General features: G+C 67.3%; 23 protein-coding genes. 4 read left to right on the plus strand and 19 right to left on the minus strand.

The genetic code is table 11. The annotated features are described in order from the left end of the window. Nucleotides 1-98: 98 nt before the first annotated feature. The 6 genes from AC1DHY_RS08460 to glnA all read right to left on the minus strand — a co-directional run bounded on the left by AC1DHY_RS08460 (nt 99) and on the right by glnA (nt 7,995). Nucleotides 99-626 carry a DinB family protein gene (locus AC1DHY_RS08460; RefSeq protein ID WP_476879486.1) on the minus strand — a complete coding sequence of 176 codons (528 nt, stop codon included), beginning with the start codon at nt 624-626 and terminating at the stop codon, nt 99-101. 24 nt (nt 627-650) lie between these two features. After that, complete coding sequence (locus AC1DHY_RS08465; protein ID WP_476879485.1) at nt 651-1,166, minus strand: GNAT family N-acetyltransferase; 516 nt, start codon at nt 1,164-1,166, stop codon at nt 651-653. A gap of 62 nt (nt 1,167-1,228) precedes the next feature. Then, nucleotides 1,229-1,978 carry an amino acid ABC transporter ATP-binding protein gene (locus AC1DHY_RS08470; protein ID WP_476879484.1) on the minus strand — a complete coding sequence of 250 codons (750 nt, stop codon included), beginning with the start codon at nt 1,976-1,978 and terminating at the stop codon, nt 1,229-1,231. Beyond that, complete coding sequence (locus AC1DHY_RS08475; protein WP_476903488.1) at nt 1,975-3,432, minus strand: amino acid ABC transporter substrate-binding protein/permease; 1,458 nt, start codon at nt 3,430-3,432, stop codon at nt 1,975-1,977. Before AC1DHY_RS08475 ends, AC1DHY_RS08470 begins: the two co-directional genes overlap by 4 nt. 201 nt (nt 3,433-3,633) lie before the next feature. Further along, the gene (locus tag AC1DHY_RS08480) at nt 3,634-6,645 is read right to left on the minus strand and encodes a bifunctional [glutamine synthetase] adenylyltransferase/[glutamine synthetase]-adenylyl-L-tyrosine phosphorylase (RefSeq protein WP_476878713.1); all 3,012 of its coding nucleotides are present in this window, start codon (nt 6,643-6,645) and stop codon (nt 3,634-3,636) included. Nucleotides 6,646-6,654: 9 nt separating this feature from the next. Next, nucleotides 6,655-7,995 (minus strand): type I glutamate--ammonia ligase, encoded by a 1,341-nt coding sequence (gene glnA / locus AC1DHY_RS08485; protein WP_138769615.1) that lies wholly within the window; start codon nt 7,993-7,995, stop codon nt 6,655-6,657. 275 nt (nt 7,996-8,270) lie between these two features. On the opposite strand from glnA, the gene panB reads away from it, so the two are divergent. After that, nucleotides 8,271-9,206, plus strand: coding sequence for a 3-methyl-2-oxobutanoate hydroxymethyltransferase (panB, locus tag AC1DHY_RS08490; RefSeq protein ID WP_476878712.1), 936 nt, complete (start codon nt 8,271-8,273; stop codon nt 9,204-9,206). Between the two features lie 39 nt (nt 9,207-9,245). On the opposite strand, the gene AC1DHY_RS08495 is transcribed toward panB, so the two are convergent. Then, nucleotides 9,246-9,818 (minus strand): YceI family protein, encoded by a 573-nt coding sequence (locus tag AC1DHY_RS08495; protein WP_476878711.1) that lies wholly within the window; start codon nt 9,816-9,818, stop codon nt 9,246-9,248. Between the two features lie 80 nt (nt 9,819-9,898). Beyond that, nucleotides 9,899-10,063 carry an SPOR domain-containing protein gene (locus tag AC1DHY_RS08500; protein WP_476878710.1) on the minus strand — a complete coding sequence of 55 codons (165 nt, stop codon included), beginning with the start codon at nt 10,061-10,063 and terminating at the stop codon, nt 9,899-9,901. A gap of 74 nt (nt 10,064-10,137) precedes the next feature. Between AC1DHY_RS08500 and map the strand changes: the two genes are divergently transcribed. Then, nucleotides 10,138-11,016: a type I methionyl aminopeptidase gene (gene map, locus AC1DHY_RS08505; protein WP_476878709.1), complete on the plus strand. Its 879-nt coding sequence runs from the start codon at nt 10,138-10,140 to the stop codon at nt 11,014-11,016. A 53-nt stretch (nt 11,017-11,069) separates the two neighbouring features. Further along, a complete protein-coding gene (ppgK, locus tag AC1DHY_RS08510; protein WP_476878708.1) occupies nt 11,070-11,873 on the plus strand; it encodes a polyphosphate--glucose phosphotransferase in 804 nt (267 codons plus the stop codon). Between the two features lie 68 nt (nt 11,874-11,941). Here ppgK and nrdR read toward each other — a convergent pair whose 3' ends face one another. The 3 genes from nrdR to AC1DHY_RS08525 form a co-directional block, all read right to left on the minus strand. Continuing rightward, entirely contained in the window at nt 11,942-12,433 is a 492-nt protein-coding gene (nrdR, locus tag AC1DHY_RS08515) for a transcriptional regulator NrdR (RefSeq protein ID WP_476878707.1), read from the minus strand. A gap of 179 nt (nt 12,434-12,612) precedes the next feature. Then, nucleotides 12,613-14,004, minus strand: a complete 1,392-nt coding sequence (gene hisD, locus AC1DHY_RS08520) for a histidinol dehydrogenase (protein WP_476903465.1) — start codon at nt 14,002-14,004, stop codon at nt 12,613-12,615. A gap of 67 nt (nt 14,005-14,071) precedes the next feature. Then, entirely contained in the window at nt 14,072-14,626 is a 555-nt protein-coding gene (locus tag AC1DHY_RS08525; protein ID WP_476878705.1) for a hypothetical protein, read from the minus strand. Between the two features lie 203 nt (nt 14,627-14,829). On the opposite strand from AC1DHY_RS08525, the gene AC1DHY_RS08530 reads away from it, so the two are divergent. Next, a complete protein-coding gene (locus tag AC1DHY_RS08530; protein ID WP_476878714.1) occupies nt 14,830-15,288 on the plus strand; it encodes a flavin reductase family protein in 459 nt (152 codons plus the stop codon). A gap of 13 nt (nt 15,289-15,301) precedes the next feature. Here the strand turns inward: AC1DHY_RS08530 and dnaE are convergent, their stop codons facing one another. From dnaE to AC1DHY_RS08570, 8 genes are all read right to left on the minus strand, one after another. Continuing rightward, a complete protein-coding gene (gene dnaE / locus AC1DHY_RS08535) occupies nt 15,302-18,859 on the minus strand; it encodes a DNA polymerase III subunit alpha (RefSeq protein ID WP_476903466.1) in 3,558 nt (1,185 codons plus the stop codon). Between the two features lie 53 nt (nt 18,860-18,912). Continuing rightward, nucleotides 18,913-19,866, minus strand: a complete 954-nt coding sequence (locus AC1DHY_RS08540; protein WP_476878704.1) for an RluA family pseudouridine synthase — start codon at nt 19,864-19,866, stop codon at nt 18,913-18,915. Further along, nucleotides 19,859-20,482, minus strand: a complete 624-nt coding sequence (lspA, locus tag AC1DHY_RS08545; RefSeq protein WP_476903467.1) for a signal peptidase II — start codon at nt 20,480-20,482, stop codon at nt 19,859-19,861. The genes AC1DHY_RS08540 and lspA overlap by 8 nt, the downstream gene beginning before the upstream one ends. Nucleotides 20,483-20,629: 147 nt before the next feature. After that, nucleotides 20,630-21,316, minus strand: coding sequence for a DivIVA domain-containing protein (locus tag AC1DHY_RS08550; protein WP_476880245.1), 687 nt, complete (start codon nt 21,314-21,316; stop codon nt 20,630-20,632). Between the two features lie 149 nt (nt 21,317-21,465). Next, nucleotides 21,466-21,774 carry a YggT family protein gene (locus AC1DHY_RS08555; RefSeq protein WP_476880244.1) on the minus strand — a complete coding sequence of 103 codons (309 nt, stop codon included), beginning with the start codon at nt 21,772-21,774 and terminating at the stop codon, nt 21,466-21,468. A gap of 148 nt (nt 21,775-21,922) precedes the next feature. Next, nucleotides 21,923-22,453 carry a cell division protein SepF gene (locus AC1DHY_RS08560; RefSeq protein ID WP_476880243.1) on the minus strand — a complete coding sequence of 177 codons (531 nt, stop codon included), beginning with the start codon at nt 22,451-22,453 and terminating at the stop codon, nt 21,923-21,925. A 114-nt stretch (nt 22,454-22,567) separates the two neighbouring features. Continuing rightward, a complete protein-coding gene (locus AC1DHY_RS08565) occupies nt 22,568-23,305 on the minus strand; it encodes a YggS family pyridoxal phosphate-dependent enzyme (protein WP_476880242.1) in 738 nt (245 codons plus the stop codon). Then, nucleotides 23,302-24,039, minus strand: a complete 738-nt coding sequence (locus AC1DHY_RS08570; protein ID WP_476880241.1) for a purine nucleoside phosphorylase YfiH/LACC1 family protein — start codon at nt 24,037-24,039, stop codon at nt 23,302-23,304. The genes AC1DHY_RS08565 and AC1DHY_RS08570 overlap by 4 nt, the downstream gene beginning before the upstream one ends. Nucleotides 24,040-24,082 lie beyond the last annotated feature (43 nt).

Raw genomic sequence — 24,082 nt, forward strand, 5'->3', positions numbered from 1 at the left:
GGGCTTCCCCCGTCAAGGGCTGCCGGCCTCCCCTGTGCGACCCCGTGACCGCGTGGCCCGACCGTCCGGCCCGCCCTGGCTCCCAGACCCCGCCCCCGTCACTCCCCCGTGCTGCCGTCGATCTGTTCCCGGAGGAAGTCGGCGTGGCCGTTGTGGCGGGCATACTCCTCGATCATGTGCACCAGCAACCAGCGGAGCGAGATGGGACCGCGCCGCCGGTCTGTGCCGGTAAAGCCAAGGTCCGGCGTCGAGGCGACAAACGAGTCGGCAAAGTCCACGGCCTCGCGCCAGGCCTGCCACCCCTCCGCCACGCCCGCGGCCGTGGGCTCTGCGCCGTCGAAGTCGCCGTCAGGGTCGGCGGCAGAATGAAACCGTGCCGGGACATCCTCGCCAGCCAGCACCTGCTGGAACCAATACTGCTCGACGTCGGCCAGGTGCCGCACCAGGCCCAGGAGCGAGAGGGTGGACGGGGGAACGGCAGCAAGGGCCAGCTCATCGGGGGTCAGGCCGGCACACTTCAGCTCCAGGGTCTGGCGCTGCCAGGCCAGGAAACCGGTGAGGGTGGTGCGCTCATCGGCGTGCTGTAAGGGCTCGGTCCGGGGGTCCACTTCCGCGTCTGCTGTCATGGGCGCCAGTCTACGGCCGGCCCTTCAGAACCCCCGGTACATGGTCCGCTGCGGCCCCGCGTCGCCGCCGAGGTACTGCCCGCGGTCTTCGAAGCCGCCCTTGCGGTAGGCGGCCTGCCCGGCCGGGTTTGCCTCGTTGACGGAGAGCACGACGCCGCGCTGGTCACCGCCCAGCGTGGCGGTCAGCCGGGCCGCTTCCCGGACGGCCGCCACCGCGGCCGCGGTGCCGAATCCCTGCCCCTGTTGCCGGTGGTCCACGAGGAAGCCGCGCAGCAGCCAGGCGGATCCGTCATCGGCCCACCCTGCGGCGCGCCCGGCGCCGGACTGCAGGGTCACGACGCCGACGGCCGAGCCGTTGGAGTCCATGACGTAGGGGTGGCGGCTCTCCTCTTCCAGGCCCAGGAGCATCATCCGCAACGGGTCTCCGACAAACCGGCGTTGGCCTGCCCCGAGCTCAAGGCCGGCGACCTCGCCGAGCTTGATGGCGCGGGCGTCGTCGTCGAGCTTCTTCAGGGCGATCAGCCACACGTGTCCTGCCATCACACCAGCTTATCCGCGTCCGGGCCGCCCCTTGGGGACGGCCCGGACAGCAGGAACAGCGCCTACAGGACTTTGGAGAGGAACTCCCGGGTCCGCTCCTGCTGCGGGTTGCCGAAGAGGTCCTCCGGTCCGCCCTGCTCGCAGATGACCCCGTCGGCCATAAACAGGACCCGGTCGGCCACTTCGCGGGCGAAGCCCATCTCGTGGGTGACCAGCACCATCGTCATACCCTCGCGTGCGAGGTCCTTGATGACCTGCAGTACCTCGCCCACCATCTCCGGGTCCAGCGCCGAGGTGGCTTCGTCGAACAACATAATGTCCGGGTTCATGGCCAGGGCCCGGGCGATCGCCACGCGCTGTTTCTGGCCGCCGGAGAGCGACGCCGGGCGGGCGTCGGCCTTCTCCGCGAGCCCGACGCGGTCCAGGAGCTTCAGGGCGTTCTCGCGGGCCTGGTCCTTACTCTGCTTCTTCGATTCCACGGGTGCCAGCATGATGTTCTCGATGACGGACATGTGCGGGAACAGGTTGAAGTGCTGGAAGACCATACCGATGTGCCGGCGGACCTCGTTGATGTCCACCTTAGGATCGGTGACATCGAAGCCGTCCACCGTGACGTGGCCGCCGGTGATGTCCTCAAGCTTGTTTAGGCAGCGCAGGAAGGTGGATTTGCCGGAGCCCGAGGGACCGATCACGCACACCACCTCACCTTCGGCCACTTCGGCGTTGATGCCTTTGAGGACCTCGTTGGAACCGAAGGACTTCTTCAGCTCCCGGACCGAGATCTTGCTGGGTGCAGTGACTGCCGTGCTCATTTGTTGAACCTCTTATCCGCGACGTTGGCCAGCTTTGTCAGCAGCATGATGACAACGAAGTACATCACCGCGACGATCAGCAGGGTTTCGGTGATCCTGAAGTTGCCGGCGTAGATCTGCTGGCCCTGGTAGAGCAGTTCGGCGAAGCCGATTGCGAGCAGCAGCGAACTGTCCTTCAGCATGATGATCAGCTGGTTGATGAGCGAAGGTGTCATGATCTTGAAGGCCTGCGGGACCACCACTTTCTGCATGGACTTCGCGTAGCCCAGGCCCAGGCTGCGGCTGGCTTCGAGCTGGCCCGGGTCCACCGACTGGATGGAGCCACGGACGATCTCCGTGATGTAGGCGCCGGAGTTGAGGCTGAGCGTGAGCACGGCGGCCACCCAAATGTCGATGGGCTGGCCGGTGAGCTGCGGGATGCCGAAGTAGAAGAAGAACGCCCAGACCAGCAGCGGGGTCCCCCGGAAAACGCTGACGAAGGTGGTGGCGATCCCGCGCAGGATGACGCTGGTGGAGATCTTGAAGAACCCCATAAACAGGCCGATCAGCATGGCCAGGGCGAAGGAAATCGCGGTGACCAGGACGGTGTTGCCGAGGCCCTTCATCAGCGCAGGGAAGCTGTTGGCCAGCAGGTCCCAGAAGCTCGTCTGGGCGGCCTGGGTGGGGTCCTTGAGGTACTTGTCCAGGATCTCCTGGTACTTGCCGCTGGACTTGAGGTCTGCCAGGCCGGTGTTGAAGGCCTTCAGCAGTTCCGGGTTCTTGCCCTTGTTGACCGCAAAGCCGTAGGAGCCGCCTTTCTCCTTCTCGGAGACGGCCTTGAGGCCGTTGTTCTGGCTGATGCCGTAGGCCAGCACCGGGTAGTCATCGAAGACGGCGACGGCGTTCCCGGACTTCACGAGTTCGTACATGGTGGCGGACTGGTCCAGGGACTTGACCGTGAAGCCGTACTTGTCCGCGATCGACTTGGCGAAGGTTTCCCCCTCGCTGCCGGTCTTCGCGGCGACGGTTTTGCCTCGAAGGTCCTCGTAGCCCTTGATGTCCGAGTTGGACTTGGAGACCGCCATCTGCACGCCCGACTCGAAGTACGGGTCGGAGAAGTCGTAAGTCTGCCGGCGGGGTTCGGTGATGGACATCCCGGCGATCACGCCATCCACCTGGTTGGAGGAGAGCGCCTGGAGCGCGGCGTTGAAGCCGAGCGATTTGATCTCGACGGCGAAGCCCTGGTTCTTGGCGATCTCACGGATGATGTCCATGTCGATGCCGGTCAGTTCACCGCCGGCATCCCTGAACTCGAAGGGCGCGAACGTGGTGTCCGTACCGATGACGAACGTCTTTCCGGCAAGGCTCGACGGCGGCGCCGCCGGCTGGGCGCCGTTGGCCTGCCGGTGCGCTGCGGTGGCGGCCGGTGGCGCGTCCGCGGGCGCCGCTGCGGCACCTGACGCTCCGAGAAGCATTGCGGCAAAGGCCAGCAACGCTCCAATGACCGTGACCGTCCGCGGCCTGGCGGTCCCGGTCTGCTGGAGTCTGGGCAAGGTAAACAACCCCTAGGTAAAGTGTGGCGGCCGGCCTCCGTGGCCGGCAAAGTACCCCTCGAGGCTACCCTCAATCGCCACGGCGTTCCTGCCCGCGGCGCCTGTTACGGCCGCCCCCGCACCCTACTGCCCGTAAAAGACCCGCTCGAAGACGGCCCGGGCCCGCCGGCTGAGGCGCAGGTAATCCTCTTCGAGCTCGGCCGCGTTGCCGTGTCCGTAGCCGCACCAGCGGGCGACGGCTTCCAGGTCCCGGCGGGAGGACGGCAGCAGGTCCGAGGCGCGGCCGGTCCAGATGACGTTGGCCGAACGGATCCGGCTCGCCAGCCGCCAGGCGCGCAGCAGCAGGACCACTTCCCCGGCCTCCAGGAGTTCCAGGGCGGCGGCGGCCTCGAGGGCCTGGACGGTGGATGTGGTGCGCAGTTCCGGGTGCCGGCCGGCGTGCCGGAGCTGCAGGAGCTGGGCCAGCCATTCGACGTCGCTCAGGCCGCCGCGGCCAAGCTTCAGGTGCCGGGCCGGGTCCGCGCCGCGGGGCAGCCGCTCGGACTCCACCCTGGCTTTGACCCGCCTGACTTCGCGGACGTCCTGGTCCGAGACGGCATCCGGGTAGCGGATGGGGTCGATCAGCGCCACGAAGTCCGCGGCGAGTTCGTCGTCGCCGGCCATGGGCCGTGCCCGCAGCAGCGCCTGGGCCTCCCAGATCAGCGACCAGCGCCGGTAGTACTCGGCGTAGGACTCCAGCGACCGGACCATCGGCCCGCTCTTGCCTTCCGGGCGGAGGTCCGCGTCGACCATCAGCACCCGTTCGGCCAGGATGGCGGGCTTGAGCGGCTGGGTCAGCAGGCTGGAGAGCTTTCCGACGATCTTGGCGGCCTGCTGCTGCGCCTCATCCTCCGGGACGCCGGGCAGGCCGCGGTGGACGTACATCACGTCGGCATCAGAGCCGTAACCGATCTCGCGGCCGCCCTGGCGTCCCATCGCCACCACAAGGACCCTGGTCTTGAGCGGTTCTTCGGCGGTGACGATCGTCTCGGCGACGCGGAGGGCCCCCAGCACGGCGGCACGGTCGGCGTCGGCCAGCGCAGCTCCCACCTGGTCCTGGTCGAGCAGCCCGGCGCTGTCCGCGATGGCGATCCGGAGGATCTCACGGCGGCGGATCAGCCGGATGAGCCGCATGGCGCTCTCCGGGTCTGAGTGCCGCGACATTTTGGCGGTGATCTCCAGCCATTGGGCTTCGTAGCTGAGCGGGACCAGGTCCTTGTCCGAGCCGAGCCAGGCCACCGACTCCGGCGAGACCTCCAGCAGGTCGGAGATGAGCCGGGAGTTCGCGAGCACATGGCACAGCCGCTCGGCAGCCGCCGTCGAATCCCGCAGCAGCCCGAGGTACCAGTGGGTGGTACCGAGCGCCTCGCTGACGCGGCGGAACGCGAGCAGGCCACCGTCCGGGTCGACGCCGTCGGCGAGCCAGCCGAGCAGGATCGGCAGCAGCTGACGCTGCAGGGCCGCGCGCCGGCTGACCCCTCCGGTCAGCGCCTCGATGTGCCGCATGGCACCGGGCGGGTCGAGGTAGCCAAGGGCGGCGAGCCGGCCCTGGGCGGCCTCGGGGGTGAGTTTGGCGTCCTCAGTGCTGAGCGCCGCGGCGGTGTTCAGCAGCGGGCGGTAAAAGATGCGCTCATGCAGTTCACGGACCGACCGTTTGGTCTGGCGCCACGCCTTGAGCAGGGAGTCCGGGTGCGGGCGTTCGTTGGAGAAGGGGCCCAGCACGGCCTTGGCGAGGGAACGCAGCGAGGCTTCCTTGACCGGCATCAGGTGGGTGCGGCGGAGCTGGAACAGCTGGATCCGGTGTTCCAGGAGCCGGAGGTAGCGGTAGTCGCGGTCGAATTCCTTGGCGTCGGCGCGGCCGATGTAGCCGCCCGCGGACAGCGCGGCGATGGCTGCGGTGGTGTCGCGGCAGCGCAGGGTTTCGTCGGACTTTCCGTGCACGAGCTGGAGCAGCTGCACTGTGAACTCCACGTCCCGCAGGCCGCCGCGGCCCAGTTTGATCTGCCGCTGTTCCTCTTCAGCGGGAATGTGGTCGGTGACCCGGCGGCGCATCGACCGGACCGATTCGACGAACCCCTCACGGCCCGCGGACGACCAGATCAGCGGCCCGACGGCGGCCTCGTAGCGGGCGCCGAGCCCGGCGTCGCCGGCGATAGTTCGGGCCTTCAGGAGCGCCTGGAACTCCCAGCTCTCCGCCCAGCGAGCGTAGTAGGTTTCGTGCGAGGCGAGGGTGCGGACCAGGGGCCCGGACTTGCCCTCGGGCCGAAGGTTGGCATCCACTTCCCACAGCCCGGGCTCGCGGCTGGTGGACATGATCGCGCGCGAAATCCCGGAGGCCAGTGTCGTGCCGATGGTGTTCGCCGTGGAGTCGTCGAGGGCGCCGGGATCGATCACGTAGATGACGTCGACGTCGGAGATGTAGTTCAGTTCCCGCGCACCGCACTTGCCCATTCCGATCACGGCCAGTCCGACGTCGGCCACGTCCGCGGCGCTGAACTGTTCGGCCGCTTCGGCGCGGGACACAGCCAGTGCGGCTTCGATCGCCGCGCCGGCGAGGTCGGCGAGTTCGGCGCCGACGGCGGGCATAAAGTCCAGCGGGTCGGCGGCGCAGAGGTCCTTGACGGCCAGCTCCACGAGTCCCCGGCGGTAGGCCGTGCGGAGGGCGGCGTAGCCTTCCTGGCCGGTCAGGGACGCGACGGGCCGGGCGGCCTTCGGATCGGCCCGGACAGACTGCAGGAGCCGGGTGCGCAGGGCGGCCGCGTCCGCGGGCTGCGGCTCGGGACTCACGGTGGTGTCGAACGCGTCCAAATGTTCGGGGTGGCGGATCAGGAATTCGCCGAGGGCCTCGGACGCGCCGAGCACCCGGTACAGCGGCTCGCTGCGGTCCGGTTCGGCCGCCGCCAGCCGGCGAAGGTCCGGGTGTCTTTCGATCAGCCGGACCAGGGATTGCAGGGCCGTGTCCGGGTTGGCGGCCAGCTGCAGCCCGGCGAACAGGGCGTCCTGGTCCACGCCGTCCAGTTCCGGGGCGGCCAGGAACCGCTCGCCCTTCTCCAGGTCGCTAAACCCTGCGGCGATGAGGCGCCGTGCCAGGCTCACCGCAGCGGCCTAAAGGATGGCCAGGTTGCGCTGCAGTTCGTAGGGCGTCACCTGGAGCCGGTAGTCCTGCCACTCGGCGCGCTTGTTGCGCAGGAAGTGCTCGAAGACCTGTTCGCCCAGGATCTGCGGCATGAGCTCGGAGTCCTCCATGGTGCGGATGGCGTCGTGCAGGCTGGCCGGCAGCGGGTCGTGGCCCATCGCGCGGCGTTCGGCCGAACTCAGTGACCAGATGTCGTCCTCGGCCGCGGCGGGCAGCTGGTAGCCCTCCTCGATGCCCTTCAGCCCCGCGCCGAGCAGTACGGCGTAGGCGAGGTAGGGGTTGGCGGCGGAATCGATGCCGCGGTATTCGATCCGCGCGGACTGGCCCTTGCCGGGCTTGTACAGCGGGACCCGGACAAGGGCGGAGCGGTTGTTGTGGCCCCAGCTGAGGTAGCTGGGTGCCTCTCCCCCGCCCCAGAGGCGCTTGTACGAGTTGACGAACTGGTTGGTCACCGCGGTGAACTCCGGGGCGTGTTTCAGGATGCCGGCGATGAACTGCCTGGCCGTTTCGGAGAGCTGGAATTCCGCGCCGGCTTCGTAAAACGCGTTGGTGTCGCCCTCGAAGAGCGAGAAGTGGGTGTGCATGCCGGAGCCGGGGTGGGCGGTGAACGGCTTAGGCATAAAGGTGGCGTAGGTTCCCTGCTGCAGCGCGACCTCTTTGATCACGGTGCGGAAGGTCATGATGTTGTCCGCGGTCTGCAGGGCGTCCGCGTAGCGCAGGTCGATCTCGTTCTGCCCGGGACCGGCCTCGTGGTGGCTGAATTCCACCGAGATGCCAACGGATTCGAGCATGGTGACGGCGGTGCGGCGGAAGTCCTGGGCTACGCCGCCGGGTACGTGGTCGAAGTAGCCTCCCTCGTCCACGGGGACCGGTGCGCCGTCGGGGCCCGGCTGCTGGGACTTGAGCAGGTAGAACTCGATTTCGGGGTGCGTGTAGCAGGTGAAGCCCATGTCCGCGGCCTTTGCCAGGTTCCGCTTGAGGACGTTGCGCGGGTCAGCGGCGGACGGTTCGCCGTCGGGGGTCAGGATGTCGCAGAACATTCGGGACGTTGCTTCCGTCTCGCCGCGCCACGGCAGGATCTGGAAGGTCGAGGGGTCAGGCTGCGCCAGCATGTCCGATTCGAACACCCGGGCCAGTCCCTCGATCGAGGAGCCGTCGAAACCGAGGCCCTCCTCGAAGGCGCCTTCGACCTCGGCCGGCGCCAATGCCACGGACTTGAGCGAGCCTACGACGTCGGTGAACCACAGGCGCACAAATCGCACGTCGCGCTCTTCGATCGTCCGCAGGACAAACTCTTGCTGGCGGTCCATGGTGCCTCTTTCCGGGTCTACGTCCGTGCCCCGGACCCGCCCCGACTACTCGTCTCGGCTGGCGCCCGCAGCTGCTCTCGAATCACTCTACTAAGCATTCCCGGCGTTTGCTGGACTAGCGCCCCGGCGTAACACACCGTTAACACAAGGCCCCGTCAGGCGGTCCGGCCGGTGCCCCTGCTGACCCTTCCGGCGGCCCGGTTTGTGACGGGTTTCACCGGGCCGCGGGTGGCCTCCGGTAGCTAGGACCCCGGGTATCGCACTACGCTCGTGGCATGGCCCCCAGCAGCAGCCCCGAATCCAATGTGCCCGCCGAACTCGCCGCCCCGTACGGGAACGGCCCCGCCGCGGCGGCTCCCGCACCGGACGGCGGCGGCGGCCAGGACAGCGGCGCCAAAGCCGGCGCTACGAAGCCGGCGGCCCGGATCCGCACCCACCACCTGCGGCAGGCGAAGCTCAACGGCGATCGCTTCGCCATGCTGACGGCCTACGACCAGTACACGGCCGAGATCTTCGATCAGGCCGGCATCGAGGTGCTGCTGGTGGGCGATTCGGCGTCCAACAACGTCTTCGGCAACGAGACCAGCCTCCCGGTCACCGTCGACGAGCTCCTCCCGCTCTGCCGCGCCGTGGCCCGTTCCGCCCGGCGCGCCCTGGTGGTGGCGGACCTGCCGTTCGGCAGCTACGAGGTTTCAGCCGAACAGGCGGTGGCCACAGGAGTCCGCTTCCTGAAGGAGGGGCTCGCGCACGCCGTCAAGATCGAAGGCGGAAAGTTCTACGCCGGGACGGTCCGGGCCATGGTCCAGGCCGGGATCCCGGTGATGGCGCACATCGGTTTCACGCCGCAAAGCGAACACGCCCTCGGCGGCTACAGGGTCCAGGGCCGGGGCGACGACGCCCAGCGGCTGATCGACGACGCCGTCGCGCTGGCGGACGCCGGGGCGTTCTGCGTGCTGATGGAAATGGTGCCGGCACCGACGGCGGCTGCCGTGGACGCCGCCGTCGAGGTACCCACCATCGGCATTGGGGCCGGAAGCGCGACCACCGGCCAGGTGCTTGTCTGGCAGGATATGGCCGGGCTGCGCGGCGGGAAGATGGCCAAGTTCGTGAAGCAGTACGCTGATCTGCGGACCACGCTCTCCGACGCCGCCAAGGCCTACGGCGACGACGTCCGTTCGGGCCAGTTCCCCGGCCCGGAGCACTCCTTCTAGCGGGCGCCCCGGACCGGGGTCCCCTGTGATACCGGCGGGCTACGCGTCGTTGGCGGCGCCGTCGTCGACTTTGATGGCGGACACCTCGAATTCCAGTGTGATCTTGTCCGACACCAGCACGCCGCCGGAGTCCAGGGCCGTATTCCATTTCAGGCCAAAGTCCTGGCGGTCAATGCGGCGCGAACCCTCGAAACCGGCCCGGAGGTTGCCCATGGGGTCCTTCTCGACGCCGATGAAGTCCAGCGGGATCGAAATTTCCTTGGTCACGCCGCGGATGGTCACCTCGCCGCTGACGATGAAGTGCCCCTCGTCGACCTGGTCCACCCGGCTGCTCTTAAACACGATGGTGGGGAACTGCGGGGCGTCGAAGAAGTCGTTGGTCCGCAGGTGCTGATCACGGTCGGCATTACGGGTGTCGATGCTGGCCACCTGGACGGTGAGCTCGACTGCTGAGCGGTCCGGGTGTTCCGGATCCACGGTGATGAGGCCCTCGAAGTCGTTGAATGCTCCGCGCACCTTCGTCACCATTGCGTGCCGGGTGGAAAAGCCAATCCGGGTGTGGGTGGGGTCGAACCGCCACTTACCCGCATATCCCGGCATAAGTTCGGCCATGATGTGCCTCCTAGTGGGACCTGCCGTCCCGGTATTCGGATGTGGGTGGAAATTCCTGCGAACGGATTTCCGGCTGGAGCTTAGTCGTCGTCGCCCTTTTCCCAGGCGTCATTGCGGGCCTTGACCTTCTCGAGGGCATGTTCGGCTTCTTCTCGGGTCTTGTAAGGGCCGATCAGCTGGCTCCAGTCGGACATCGCGTCTTCCTCGATCTCGTGGGTGTTGACGTTGTACCAATACTCGGGCATTGGATCTCCTTCTGCGTAGGTGCTTTCCGGCCCCTCTTTTCCGGCCTGTGGCCGGGGGCTTATAGAATCAATCTATGCCTTCCCTCACCTCGACTGCACCCATTGGCACCCTCGGCCCGGGAACAGTCAGTCCCCAGCTTGCCGTGCCGGCTTCCATTGCGCGCCCCGAATACGTGGGTAAGCCCGCCCCGGCCAAGTTCACGGGCTCAGAGGTCAAGTCGGCCGAGACGGTGGAGAAGATCCGCATCGCGTCCCGGATCGCTGCCCAGGCCATTGTGGAGGTGGGCAAGCACATCGCCCCGGGCGTCACCACGGACCAGTTGGACCGGGTGGGCCATGAGTTCCTGCTCGACCACAGGGCGTACCCGTCCACGCTGGGCTACCGGGGCTTTCCGAAGTCCCTGTGTTCCTCGCTGAATGAGGTCATCTGCCACGGCATTCCGGACAGCACCGTGGTTCAGGACGGGGACATCCTCAACATCGACATCACGGCCTTCATCGGCGGAGTGCACGGCGACACCAACTTCACGTTCCTCGTCGGCGACGTCGACGAGGAGTCCCGCCTGCTGGTCGAGCGCACCGAGGAATCACTGCGCCGGGCCATCCGCGCCGTGGCCCCGGGCCGGGAAATCAACGTTATCGGCCGGACCATCGAGTCCTACGCCAAACGGTTCGGCTACGGCGTGGTCCGTGACTTCACCGGACACGGCGTGGGCGAGGCTTTCCACACCGGCCTGATCATCCCGCACTACGACGCCGCCCCGGCCTACAACACCGTGATGGAGGCCGGTATGGTGTTCACCATCGAGCCGATGCTGACCCTCGGCACCGTCGACTGGGACATGTGGGCCGACGACTGGACGGTGGTCACCCGCGACCGCAAGCGCACGGCGCAGTTCGAACACACGCTGCTGGTCACCGAGTCCGGCGCCGAGGTCCTGACCCTCCCCTGATCCACGCACCACCCCTTTAAGCCCACCCCTCCCCTGCCACGAACGGAATCCCATTGGCCAAGAAGGACGAGAAGTCGAAGAAGAACGCCCCGCTGATCGGCATCGACATCGGTGGCACCGGCATCAAGGGCGGCATCGTTGACCTCAAAAAGGGCAAGCTCGTCGGCGACCGGCTCCGCGTGCCCACCCCGCAGCCCTCCACCCCGGAGGCCGTCGCCGAGGTGGTGGCACAGGTGGTCAGCGAGCTGTCCAAGCGCTCCGGCGCCCCTGCCGCCGACACCCCAGTGGGCGTGACCTTCCCCGGCATCATCCAGCACGGTGTGGTCCACTCGACAGCGAACGTGGATAACTCCTGGCTGAACCTGGACATTGACGCCATGCTGACGGCGCGCCTGGGCCGCCCTGTCGAGGTCATCAACGACGCCGATGCCGCCGGCCTGGCCGAGGCCCGCTACGGCGCCGGTGAGGGCGTCCACGGCACGGTCCTGGTCATCACCCTGGGCACGGGCATCGGCTCAGCCTTCATCTTCAACGGCAAGCTTGTCCCGAACGCCGAGCTGGGCCACCTGGAAATCGACGGTTTCGACGCCGAGAGCAAGGCCTCCGCCGTCGCCCGTGAGCGGGACGGCCTGAGCTGGACCGAATACAGTGTGCTGCTGCAGCGCTACTTCTCCCACGTCGAGTTCCTTTTCTCCCCGGAACTGTTCATCGTGGGCGGCGGCATTTCCAAGCGGGCCGACGAATACCTGCCGCACATGTCGCTGCGGACGCCGATCGTCCCGGCGGAGCTGAAGAACGACGCCGGCATCGTGGGCGCCGCCATCGAGGTTGCGCTGACGCACAAGCTGGCTAAGTAGCCGGAAAAATTGGAGCCGGTGGTGGCCGCGGCTTCCCCTCCGCTGCCACCACCGGAACTTGGCTGAGCCTAGAGCGGGCTCTTTTGCGCGCTCTTGCCGTCGCGTCCCTTGGACTCGGCCTCACGGCGGAGCTGGGCGATGGCGGACTCAAAATCTTCCAGGGACTCAAACGCCTGGTAGACGCTCGCGAAGCGCAAGTACGCAACTTCGTCGAGGCGCTGCAAAGGGCTGAGGATTGCAAGGCCCACCTCGTGGGCGTCAATCTCGGCTGCGCCGGCGGCCCTAATGGTCTCTTCGACTTCCTGCGCCAGCATCGCGAGGTCGTCCTCGGTCACGGGACGGCCTTGGCAGGCTTTCCGCACACCGTTGATGACCTTGCTGCGGCTGAACGGCTCGCCAACGCCGGAGCGTTTGATCACGGTCAGGCTGGTGGTCTCCACAGTGGTGAACCGGCGTCCGCATTCGGGGCACTGACGGCGGCGGCGGATAGCCGAGCCGTCGTCGGCGATGCGGCTGTCCACCACACGGGAATCAGGGTTACGGCAGAACGGGCAATACACGTTGTTTCCTCCCCTGCCGCAACCTGGATCTCGGATCTGCCCGCGAGGCCCAAAGTAGTGGATTCCATGCGCGGCCGGCGCGCACTGCATGGCGCGTCCGGGATCAGTTTACGACTAGATATTGCTAAATAACAAGCCTGTAATTACTACATGTAGTGGTCTGGCGGGATAGTGGCCCTCTAGCTGCCCGCCGCGAAACGTGCGGTCACGGCCTCGCCGTGGGCGGGCAGGTCCTCGGCTCCCGAGAGGCTGACGATGTGGCCCCGGACTTCAGCGAGGGCGCTCTCGCTGTAGTTGATCACCTGGATGGCCCGCAGGAAGGTGGTCACGTTCAGCCCGGAGGAGAAGGCGGCCGTGCCGCTGGTGGGCAGCACGTGGTTGGACCCCGCGCAGTAGTCGCCCAGGCTCACCGGACTGTAGTCACCCACGAAGATGGCGCCGGCGTTGCGGATCCGGGCCGCCACACCGGCGGCGTCGGCGGTCATGATTTCGAGGTGCTCGGCAGCGTAGGCGTCGCAGGCAGCGATCCCCTGCTCCAGGTCCTCAACCAGGACGACGCCGGATTGCGGTCCGGAGAGGGCCCGCCGGACCCTGGCGCTGTGCTTGGTGGCGGCGGCCTGGACCTCGAGCTCGTCCCGGACTGCGGCCGCGAGGGCCTCGGAGTCGGTGAACAGCACGGAGGCGGCCTGCGGATCGTGTTCGGCCTGGCTGATGAGGTCGGCCGCGACCAGCGACGGGCGTGCTGTGGCGTCGGCCAGGATGGCGATCTCGGTGGTGCCCGCCTCGGAGTCGATGCCCACGGCGCCCTTGACCAGCCGTTTGGCCGTGGCCACGAAGATGTTCCCGGGCCCGGTCACGACGTCGACCGGGTCGATGCCGGGCCCGTCCTCCGCTCCCCCGGGAATACCGTAGGCGAAGGCGGCGATGGCCTGGGCGCCGCCGATCGCATAGACCTCGTCGATGCCGAGCAGGCATGCGGCCGCCAGGATGGTGGGGTGCGGCAGCCCGCCAAAGTTCTTCTGTGGCGGCGAGGCCAGGGCGATGGATTCGACGCCGGCTGCCAGCGCCGGGACGACGTTCATGATGACCGAGGACGGGTAGACCGCCAGGCCGCCCGGGACGTAGAGGCCCACGCGGGCCACCGGAACCCAGTTCTGGCTCACCACGGCGCCCTCGCCGAGTTCTACGTCGGTGTCCGCCGGGCGCTGGGCGTCGGCGAAGCGCCGGGCCCGGCGGATGGACTCCTCAAGCGCGGCGCGCACGGCGGGATCAAGCCCGTCCAGGGCTGCCTTCAGCGCCTCCGCCGGGACCCGCGGATGGGACTGTTCCACGCCGTCGAACGCCAGCGCGAGCTCACTGAGCGCCGCGAAGCCCCGCGACCGGACCGCGGTGATGATGTCCTGGACCTTTTGCTCGGCGTCGGCCACGGTGCCGTGCTGCGCCCGCGGAACGGCGGCCCGCAGCCCCGCGAGGGAGAGCCGCTGGCCGCGCACGTCGACGGTGCGGAAGTCGAGGGTGGGGGCTGTGGGCGCGGCGGCGGAAGGGACGGTGCTGTCAGCAGATGGGGTCACTCGTCCATTTTACGCGCCGCTGCGTTGGCCTCCGGACGCTGCTACGCGGCGCAGGGCCGCCCGCGGTTCAGGCGTCCGGTCCCGGTCCGGGCTCGGACTTGGCAAAGACCGTGGAGAAGAAAATCGCGAGGGCGATGGCGGCTGGCCAAATGACCAGCATGGCGTAAGCCCGGAGCGAGAACGCGATGCTGGCGCTGGCCGAGGTGTCCTCGGCCGCGCCCCAGATGCTGCCCGCCAGAACCCCGGTCCCCCACGCCAGCAACGCGCCGGCGGCGCCGGCTGCGACGGCCAGGATCACCGTCGCAGTCCCCAGCCGGGCGGGCCGGTTGCCGGCGAGGAAGACCCCGGACAGGCAGCCTGCCAGCAGGAACAGCCCGGCGAGGACGAGGTCCCGGGGCAACCAGGCGGCGGGGTTGCTTCCCGCCCCCAGCGCCGGGTCCCGGGTGATGAGGTTCAGGCCCGTGGGTGCCAGCAGCCACCACAGCAGCCCGACCGGAACACCGGCCGCAGCGATCACGGCCAGCGCCCGCCACGGAACGCGGTGGAAGTCCGGGCCGGGCACAGCGGAGCCCGGGGCGCCGTCGTGGTGGTCAACGGGAACGTGCACCGCGGGTTGTGTCATGCAACAAACCTTAACAAAGGTTTCCGGGCCGCAGGACATTACGCCGGCGCCCGATACGTGACGCCCGGATGACTAAATGGTGAAGGCCGAATACCGCGGGCCGCCCTGCCGGAATACGCTGGCAGTGAGTACCAGTCGCAAGCGCAGGGAGATGAACCACAGTGGCATCAGCCGAAGAAGCCTTTGAAGGAACTTTCAAGGAGATGTTCCGCCGGCACGCGGCGGGCGTCGCCATCATTACGGCGAACCTGGATGGCGTGCCCTACGGTTTCACTGCAACCTCGGTAGCCTCCCTGTCCGCCCGGCCGCCACGCTTCACCTTCAACATGGCCCGCACCTCCAGCTCCTGGCCCGCGGTGGCCAACTCCAGCTATATCGGCGTGCATATGCTGGGGCTGGAGAACCAGGAACTCGCCGACCGCTTCGCAAGGACCCGGAACCGCTTCGAGGGCGACCACTGGGAGCTCGGCCCGCACGGGGTCCCGGTCCTCAAGGACGTGTCCGGCTGGCTGATCGGCAAAATCCAGATGCGGCTGTCCTTTGAGAACAACGCCGTAGTAGTGGTCGAGGTGGTCGACGGCGCCATCGGCGGCGAGGGCGCCCCGCTGCTCTATCACGGGGGCAGCTACAGCCAGCCCGTGCCGCTCGATTACGAGATCTAGCCGGTAGGCGGGCCTAGCTGTCCAGGCAGGTCGGGCCGAGGAGAACCTTCAGGTCCCCGAACAGGGACGGGCTGGGGTTGACGCGCAGGTGCACGGGCAGGCCCATAACCTCCACGCGGGAGTCGCCGTGCAGGTGCAGCCGGACCTCCGACTTGCCGCGGTGGGTCCGCAGCACGTAACCGAGTTCGTTGACCACGGCCTCGGTGGCCTTGTGCGTCGGCATGGTGATGACCAGGGGCCCGTCGAGGCCCTCGCTGAGGTCCGGCACGGAGAGTTCCATGCAGTTGAGGGCGACGGCGCCGTCGTCGCGCCGCTGCAGCCGTCCCTTGACGACCACGATCAGGTCCTCGGCCAGGACGGAGGCGATCGGCCCGTAGACCTGCCCGAAGAACATCACCTCCACGGAACCGCCGAGGTCCTCGATCTCGGCGCGGGCGTAGGCGTTGCCACTGGCCTTGGCGATGCGCCGGCTCAGCGAGGTGATCATGCCCGCGATGGTAATGATGGCGCCGTCGTGCGGTCCGTCCTCGGCGATGATCGAGGTGATCGACTGGTCGGCATGCTGGCTGAGGAGGCCTTCGAGGCCCTGCAGCGGGTGGTCCGAGACGTAGAGGCCGAGCATGTCCCGTTCGAAGGAGAGTTTGTCCTTTTTCTCCCACTCGGGCAGCTCGGGAATCTCGATGCTCAGCGAGGACTCTGATTCGGTGTCGTCGATGCCCGCGAACAGGTCGAACTGCCCGATGGCCTCGTTGCGCTTGAGCGTGATCACCGAGTCGATGGCTTCTTCGTGGATCATGGCCAGGGCCCGGCGGTGGTGGCCCAGGGAGTCGAAAGCGCCGGCCTTGATCAGCGATTCGATGGTGCGCTTGTTGCAGACCACCGCCGGGACCTTCATCAGGTAATCCTTGAAGGAGGTGTACGCCCCTTCGCGTTCGCGCGCGGCCACCATGGCGTCGACGGCGTTGGCACCGACGTTGCGGATGGCACCCATGCCGAAGCGGATGTCGTTCCCGACCGGGGTGAAGTTGAGCGCCGATTCGTTGACGTCCGGCGGCAGCACCGTGATGCCCATCCGGCGGCACTCGTTGAGGTAAATGGCCGATTTGTCCTTGTCGTCCCCCACGGAGGTCAGCAGTGCGGCCATGTACTCCGGGGCGTAGTGCGCCTTCAGGTACGCGGTCCAGTAGGAGATCACACCGTAGGCCGCCGAGTGCGCCTTGTTGAAGGCGTAGTCGGAGAAGGGCAGCAGGATGTCCCACAGCGTCTTCACGGCGGCCATGGAGTAGCCGTTGTCCTGCATGCCCTGGGAGAAGCCGGCGAACTGCTTGTCCAGTTCCGACTTCTTCTTCTTGCCCATGGCGCGGCGCAGGATGTCGGCCTGGCCCAGGCTGTAGCCGGCGAGCTTCTGCGCCACGGCCATCACCTGCTCCTGGTACACGATCAGCCCGTAGGTGCCGCCGAGGATTTCGGCCAGCGGTTCCTTCAGCTCCGGGTGGATCGGGATGACCTCCTGGATGCCGTTCTTGCGCAGCGCATAGTCCGTGTGCGCGTTGGCGCCCATGGGTCCCGGCCGGTAGAGGGCCAGGACGGCGGAGATGTCTTCGAAGTTGTCAGGCTTCATGAGCTTCAGCAGTGACCGCATGGGGCCGCCGTCGAGCTGGAACACGCCCAGGGTGTCGCCTCGGGCCAGCAGCTCATAGGATGCGGCGTCGTCCAGCTCCAGGGATTCGAGGTCCAGCTCGATCCCGCGGTTCATGGTGATGTTTTCGAGGGCGTCGGAAATGATGGTCAGGTTCCGCAGGCCCAGGAAGTCCATCTTGATCAGGCCGAGGCCCTCGGACGTCGGGTAATCGAACTGCGTGATGACCTGGCCGTCCTGGAACCGGCGCATGATCGGGATGACGTCGATGATGGGGTCCGAGGACATGATCACACCGGCGGCGTGGACGCCCCATTGCCGCTTCAGGCCCTCGATGCCGAGCGCGGTCTCGAAGACCTTCGCGGCTTCGGGGTCCGTGGAGATCAGCTGCCGGAAGTCGCCGGCCTCGCCGTAGCGTTTGGCCTCCGGGTTCTGGATGTCCGCCAGGGGGATGTCCTTGGCCATCACGGCGGGCGGCAGCGCCTTGGTCAGCGTCTCGCCCATGCTGAAGGGATAGCCGAGCACACGGGAGGAGTCCTTGAGGGCCTGCTTGGTCTTGATGGTGCCGTAGGTGACGATCATGGCCACACGCTCGTCACCGTACTTGCGTGTCACGTAGTCGATGACCTCGGAACGGCGCCGGTCATCGAAGTCGACGTCGAAGTCAGGCATGGAGACGCGGTCCGGGTTCAGGAACCGCTCGAAGATCAGGCCGTGGTGCAGCGGGTCGAGGTCGGTGATGCGCATCGCGTACGCCACCATGGAGCCGGCACCCGAACCACGGCCGGGGCCCACGCGGATGCCGTTGTTCTTGGCCCAGTTGATGAAGTCGGCCACCACCAGGAAGTAGCCGGGGAAGCCCATGGACGTGATGACTTCCAGCTCATAGTCGGCCTGCTGGCGGACCTTGTCCGGAATGCCCTTCGGGTAGCGGTAGTGGAGTCCCTTGTCCACTTCCTTGACCAGCCACGACGTCTCGTCCTCACCCTCGGGGCAGGGGAAGCGCGGCATGTAGTTGGCGCCGGTGTTGAACGAGACTTCGCAGCGCTCGGCGATCAGCAGTGTGTTGTCGCAGGCGTCGGGGTGGTCGCGGAACAGCTCGCGCATCTCCTGCGGGGACTTCAGGTAGTAGCCGCTGCCGGAGAAGGCGAACCGTGAGCCGCCGTTGTCGTAGGTCGGTTCCAGCAGGGTGGACCCGGACTGGATGGCCAGCAGGGCCTCGTGCGCCTTGGCGTCGTGTTCGTGGGTGTAGTGAAGGTCGTTGGTGGCCACCAGGGGCAGGTTCAGTTCCTTGGCCAGCCGCAGCAGGTCGCCCGTGACGCGGCGCTCAATGTCCAGGCCGTGGTCCATGAGTTCGCAGAAGTAGTTCTCGGCCCCGAAGATGTCGCGGAACTCGGCTGCGGCCTCCACGGCCTCGCGGTACTGCCCCAGCCTGAGCCGTGTCTGGACTTCGCCGGACGGGCAGCCGGTGGTGGCGATCAGGCCCTCGGAGTACGTGTTGAGCAGTTCCCGGTCCAGGCGGGGCCATTTGCCGAACACCGAGTCCAGGGAGGCAATCGAGGAGGCCCGGAAGAGGTTCCGCATGCCGGCGTTGTTGTAGCTCAGCAGGGTCATGTGGGTGTAGGCGCCACCGCCGGAGATGTCGTCCTTGCGCTGGTTCTCTTCGCCCCAGCGCACCCGGGTCTTATCCGTGCGTGCGGTGCCGGGCGTGACGTAAGCCTCGACGCCGATGATCGGCTTGATGCCCTTGTCCGTGGCCCGTTTCCAGAAGTCGAACGCCCCGAAGAGGTACCCGTGGTCCGTGGTGGCCAGGGCGGGCATGCCCAGCCGTTCGGTCTCATCGAAGAGTTCCCCGAGGCGCGCCGCACCGTCCAACATGGAGTACTCGGTGTGGTTGTGGAGGTGGACGAACGAGTTGTTGCTGGAAGTCACCGACTCATTCTAGTGCCGGGTGCGGACACTTCCGTGCCCGGCACGGCGGCCGGTCACGCCTGGCCTGACTCCAGTACCTCGAGGGCGTACTTGAGGTCTTGCGGGTACTCGCTGGTCACCGTGACCCGCTCCCCCGTCCGGGGGTGGTCGAACGACAGCTGACGGGCGTGCAGCCACTGCCGGGTCAGGCCCAGGGTGGCGGCGAGCCGGGGGTCCGCCCCGTACGTCAGGTCGCCGGCGCAAGGGTGCCGGAGGGCGGAGAAGTGCACCCGGATCTGGTGGGTGCGGCCCGTTTCCAGGTGCACCTCCACCAGGGAGGCCTTGCCGAAAGCTTCGAGCACCTCATAGTGGGTCACCGAGTCGCGGCCGTCTTCAATCACCGCGAAGCGCCAGTCGTGGCCGGGGTGGCGTCCGATCGGGGCGTCGATGGTGCCGGCCAGCGGGTCCGGCAGGCCCTGGACGACGGCGTGGTACACCTTGTCCACGGTGCGCTCCTTGAAGGCCCGCTTGAGCGCCGTGTAGGCGTTCTCGGTTTTGGCGACCACCATCACGCCGGAGGTCCCGACGTCGAGCCGGTGGACGATGCCGGCACGTTCGGGCGAACCGGAGGTGGAGATCCGGTAGCCGGCGCCGGCGAGGCCGCCGACGACCGTCGGCCCCACCCAGCCCGGCGACGGGTGGGCAGCGACCCCAACGGGCTTGTCGACGACGACGAACTCGTCGTCGTCGAGCAGGATTTTCAGGCCTTCCACAACTTCCTCCACGACTTCCAGGGGGTCCCGGCGCTCCGGGACGACGACGTCGAGCCCGACGCCGGCGCTCAGCTTCAGGGACTTGCCCACGGCCTTGCCATGGCTGCTGACATTGCCCTCCGCGATCAGCGCGGCGGCCTGCGACCGGGAGATGCCCATAAGTTTCGCCAGGCCTGCGTCCACCCGGGCTCCGGTAAGTTCTTCGGGCACGGTGAAGTGCCGGGCGGCGTTTTCCGCCGGCACTGCGTCAGACATTGTGGTCCCGGGCAGCCGGCGGGGCGGCTTTTTTGTCCTGGCCGCCGGTCACCCGTGAGCCGTCCAGGGTGATGCCGCGCAGCGTGAGCAGGCAGATGATCACGACGGCGGAGACCACCGCGGAGTCGGCGATGTTGAAGATCGCAAAGTTGGGCAGCTGGATGAAGTCCACCACGTGGCCCATCGCGAAGGAGGGCTCGCGGAACAGGCGGTCAGTCAGGTTGCCCAGCGCCCCGCCAAGCAGGAGGCCCAGCGCCAGGGCCCACCAGGCAGAGCCGAGCTTGCGCAGCTGGAGCAGGATCGCGACGGAGACCGCGGCCATGATGATGGTGAAGACCCAGGTGACGTTCTCGCCGATGGAGAACGCGGCGCCGGAGTTCCGGATGTAGTACCAGTGCAGCAGCGGCGGAAGAACGGGGATCCGCTCCCCCTCGGTCATGGTTTCCGTGACCCAGAGCTTGGTCAGCTGGTCGAACGCGTAGGCGAACACCGCGAACCCGGCGAAAAGGGTGAGCAGCGTCGCCCGCCGCGGCCGGCGCGTCGGCAGTGCTTCCACGGGAGCGGGCTGGGCGGCGTCCGCGGGCTGGGCGGCGTCTGGGGTTGGTGCGTCAGTCATAGTGCTTTCGTTCCGGTGCCGGTGGTGGCTGAGGCGTACCACCGGCGGGCGCTTCCCGCGAGGGAGGCCGGGAGGCGGCGGTTAATGCCAAAAGCCGGTGGCGGAGGAGTCCTCTGCCACCGGCTTTCAGAATACGGGTAAAACGTCCTAGTTGGCTTCGACCTCGGGGGCCGCCACCGAACCACGGGCGTCCAGGTCGCGCAGCTGGCCTTCGATGTAGGCCTTCAGGCGTGAGCGGTAGTCGCGCTCGAAGCCGCGGAGCTGCTCGACCTTGCGTTCCAGCACGGAGCGCTGCTGCTCGAGGGCACCAAGGATCTTGCGGGACTTTTCCTGCGCGTCGTTGACCAGGCTGCTGGCTTCGATCTGCGCTTCGGCGATGATCTTGTCGCGCTGCTGCTCGCCGTCGGAGACGTGCTTGTCGTGCATCTGCTGCGCCATGGCCAGCAGGCCTGCGGCGGACTCGGCGGACGCGGTGGCGGCGACGGGAGCCGGGGCTGCTGCCGGGGCGGGAGCCTTCTCGGCTTCCTTCTTCTTGGCGGCTTCAGCGGCTTCGGCGGCCTTTGCTTCGGCTTCTGCCTTGGCGCGGTCTTCCTTCTCGGCCTTGACGGGTGCAGGCACCTTCTCCACAACGGGAGCGCCAGCGGCGGAGCTGGCGGCCGTGCCGGAACCGGCTTCGGCGAGCTTCTTGCGGAGCTCGTCGTTCTCCTGGTTCAGGCGTCGCAGTTCGACGACGATCTCGTCCAGGAAGTCATCAACTTCGTCCTGGTCGTAGCCCTCGCGGAACTTGGTCGGCTGAAAGCGCTTGTTGACAACGTCTTCTGGCGTCAAAGCCATCTGGTCACCTCGTTGGTCTAGTTAGTCAGTAGGCCTTCCGGCCGTCAAAACTACGGTACCTAAATATGGTCTGGTTCCTCTAATTCAACACCGCAGTGTCAAACCGGAGTTTTTATCTTTTTGGCCGGCGGTCGTGGTCCGCCGGCCGGTCATGTGGCGATCGGCTGCGCGTAGGTGAAGTACCTGGCGATTCCCATGGCCACGGACACGGCCAGGAAGAGCACCAGGAACGCCAGGTCCAGCGAGATTCCGCCGAGCCGCAGCGGCGGGAGGATCCGGCCGAGCAGTTTGAGGGGTTTGTCTGTGACGGAGTAGACAGTGTGGGCGGTGACGAGCGCTACACCGCGCGGACGCCAGCTCCGGGCGAACATCTGAACCCAGTCGAAGATCAGCCGGATGATCAGGGCCACGAAAAACAGCAGCAGCGCGATATAGATGAGTCCGAAAACAATTCCCATGAGTTAGCTCATATCTCCATGATCATTCCGGATACCGCAGTAGCCTGACTGTTTGCCCATCTATTCCACCACGTCTATTCCAACACGGATCCGTCAGCACGGATGCCAGGCAGGTTTCCCTGCCTGGCATCCGAACCGGAATCCCGGACTAGCTTTGGTTGAAGAAGGAGGCCGTCGTTTCGCTGGCCTTCTTGTCGTCGCCAATCACTTCGACGTACGACGGCGAGAGCAGGAACACCTTGTTGGTCACCCGTTCGATGCTGCCGCGCAGGCCGAATACCAGGCCCGCGGAGAAGTCGACCAGGCGCTTGGCGTCGGCTTCGCCCATGTCGGTGACATTCATGATGACGGGGATGCCGTCGCGGAAGCTCTCACCGATGAGTTTGGCATCGTTGTACGACCGGGGGTGGATCGTGGTGATCTGCCGGAGGCCGGTGGTTTCTTCGCGGCTCGCGGCCGCTCGCTTGATCGGTGTCACGGGTGCGCGGTATTCCTCTTCAGCGGCGTAGGGCTCGTCCCGGGGGGCTTCGCGGATGGGGGCCGGGGCGCGGCGCTCCTCGCGGTCGTGCTCCATCGAATCGTCCTCATCCTTGTGCAGTGTGTGATGCTCGGACTCGTAGTGTTCGTCGCCGTCAGCGAGCCCAAGATAGATCATTGTCTTGCGCAGAGCGCCAGCCATGGTCGACTCCTAATCGTGTCCGTGTGCGGGCCGCTTAGTGACCTGACAGTACTGGAGTCACTGACCTGAATCACTTCATTGGAATCCCCGCCATTACCTTCCAATACGTTGAACCTACCCCAACGCCGGGCGCGGACCGAGAATATCGGAGCCAATTCGAAGGTGTGTCGCTCCGAAACGGATGGCGGCCTCGAGGTCCTGGCTCATCCCGGCGGAAATGCCCGTGGCCTGCGGATGGTCGGCGCGGAGCCTGGCGGAGATCCCCGCGAGTTTTTCGAATGCGGCGTCCGGGGCGGCGCCCAGCGGCGCGACGGCCATCACGCCGGCCAGCCGCAGCCCGGCGGCCGAGGCCACCAGTCCGGCCAGCGCCGGGACGTCCGCAGGCAGCGCCCCGCCGCGGTGGCCGTCGGCGGCGCCGTCGAGGCTGACCTGGATGTAGCAGTCGAGGTTGGCGCGGCCGGTGCGGTCCTGCTCGGCGAGCACGGCCTTATCCAGCGCGGTGACCAGCTGGGCGCGGTCTACGGAGTGCACGGCGTGGGCGTACTTCACGACGGACTTAGCCTTGTTGCTCTGCAGCTGGCCGATGAAGTGCCAGCGCAGCGGCAACTCGTGCAGGCGGGCGGCTTTCCCGGCGGCTTCCTGGTCGCGGTTTTCCCCCACGTCGGTAACGCCGAGCGCCGCCAGCCGGGCGACGTCGTCGGCCGGGTGGAACTTGGTGACAACAATCAGTTGGGGCGCAGGGCCCGGCCGCCCGGCGCCGGCTACCGCCGCGTCGATCCTCTGCCTGACAGCCTCAAGCTTTCCGCGCAGCTCGGCGAGCCGCGGGTCGCCGTTCGCGGCGGGCGCGGTCACGTCGTTGCTCCCGTTGCCGCGGGCGCAGTCCAGACCAGCCCGGCGAACCGGCCCGTCTGGTTGTTGCGACGGTAGGAGTACAGGTCCGCGTCCTCCAGCGTGCAGCCGCCGGAGTATTCGACGCTCACTCCCGCTGCCTCCAGCTGGCTGCGCACCCCTGCGGGCAGGTCCAGGCCGGGCGTGCCCTGGGAGGTGGTGCACCAGGCGTCCGGGACAACGGCCGCGACGTCAGCGCGCATCCCCTCCGGAACCTCGTAGCACTTGCCGCAGATGGACGGGCCGATCCAGGCGCTGATGCCCGTGGCTCCCAGCGCCTGCATCTGCGCCACCGCCGCGGGCACAACCCCGTTAGCCAGGCCGGGCCTGCCAGCATGGACAACACCGAGCACCGGGGCGCCGGCAGCGCCCTCCCCCGCGAGCACGATCGGTACGCAGTCCGCCACCATAACGGCCATTGGCTGGCCGGTGGAGACCATGGCGTCGGCGGTCGGCGCCGGACCCTTGCCGGACTCCGGTGCAGGCTGCCCGGCCGGCAGGACCGCCACCTCGCGGCCATGGACCTGGTTCATGTACTGGAAGGTGCGGGAGCCCAGGCCCGCGGCCTGCTCAAGTGCCCTGCGGCGCTGATGCACCGCCTCGGGGCCATCCCCGACATGGAGCGCCAGATTGCCTGCTCCCACGTCAGTAAACGCCACCCAGACGCCGGGCCGTACCTCCGCTTGCCATGAGAACACTTAGTGCACCATCCCTGTGGGAGACGGAATCATCATAAAAGCC

The sequence above is a fragment of the Arthrobacter sp. 05L44 genome (assembly GCF_056397605.1).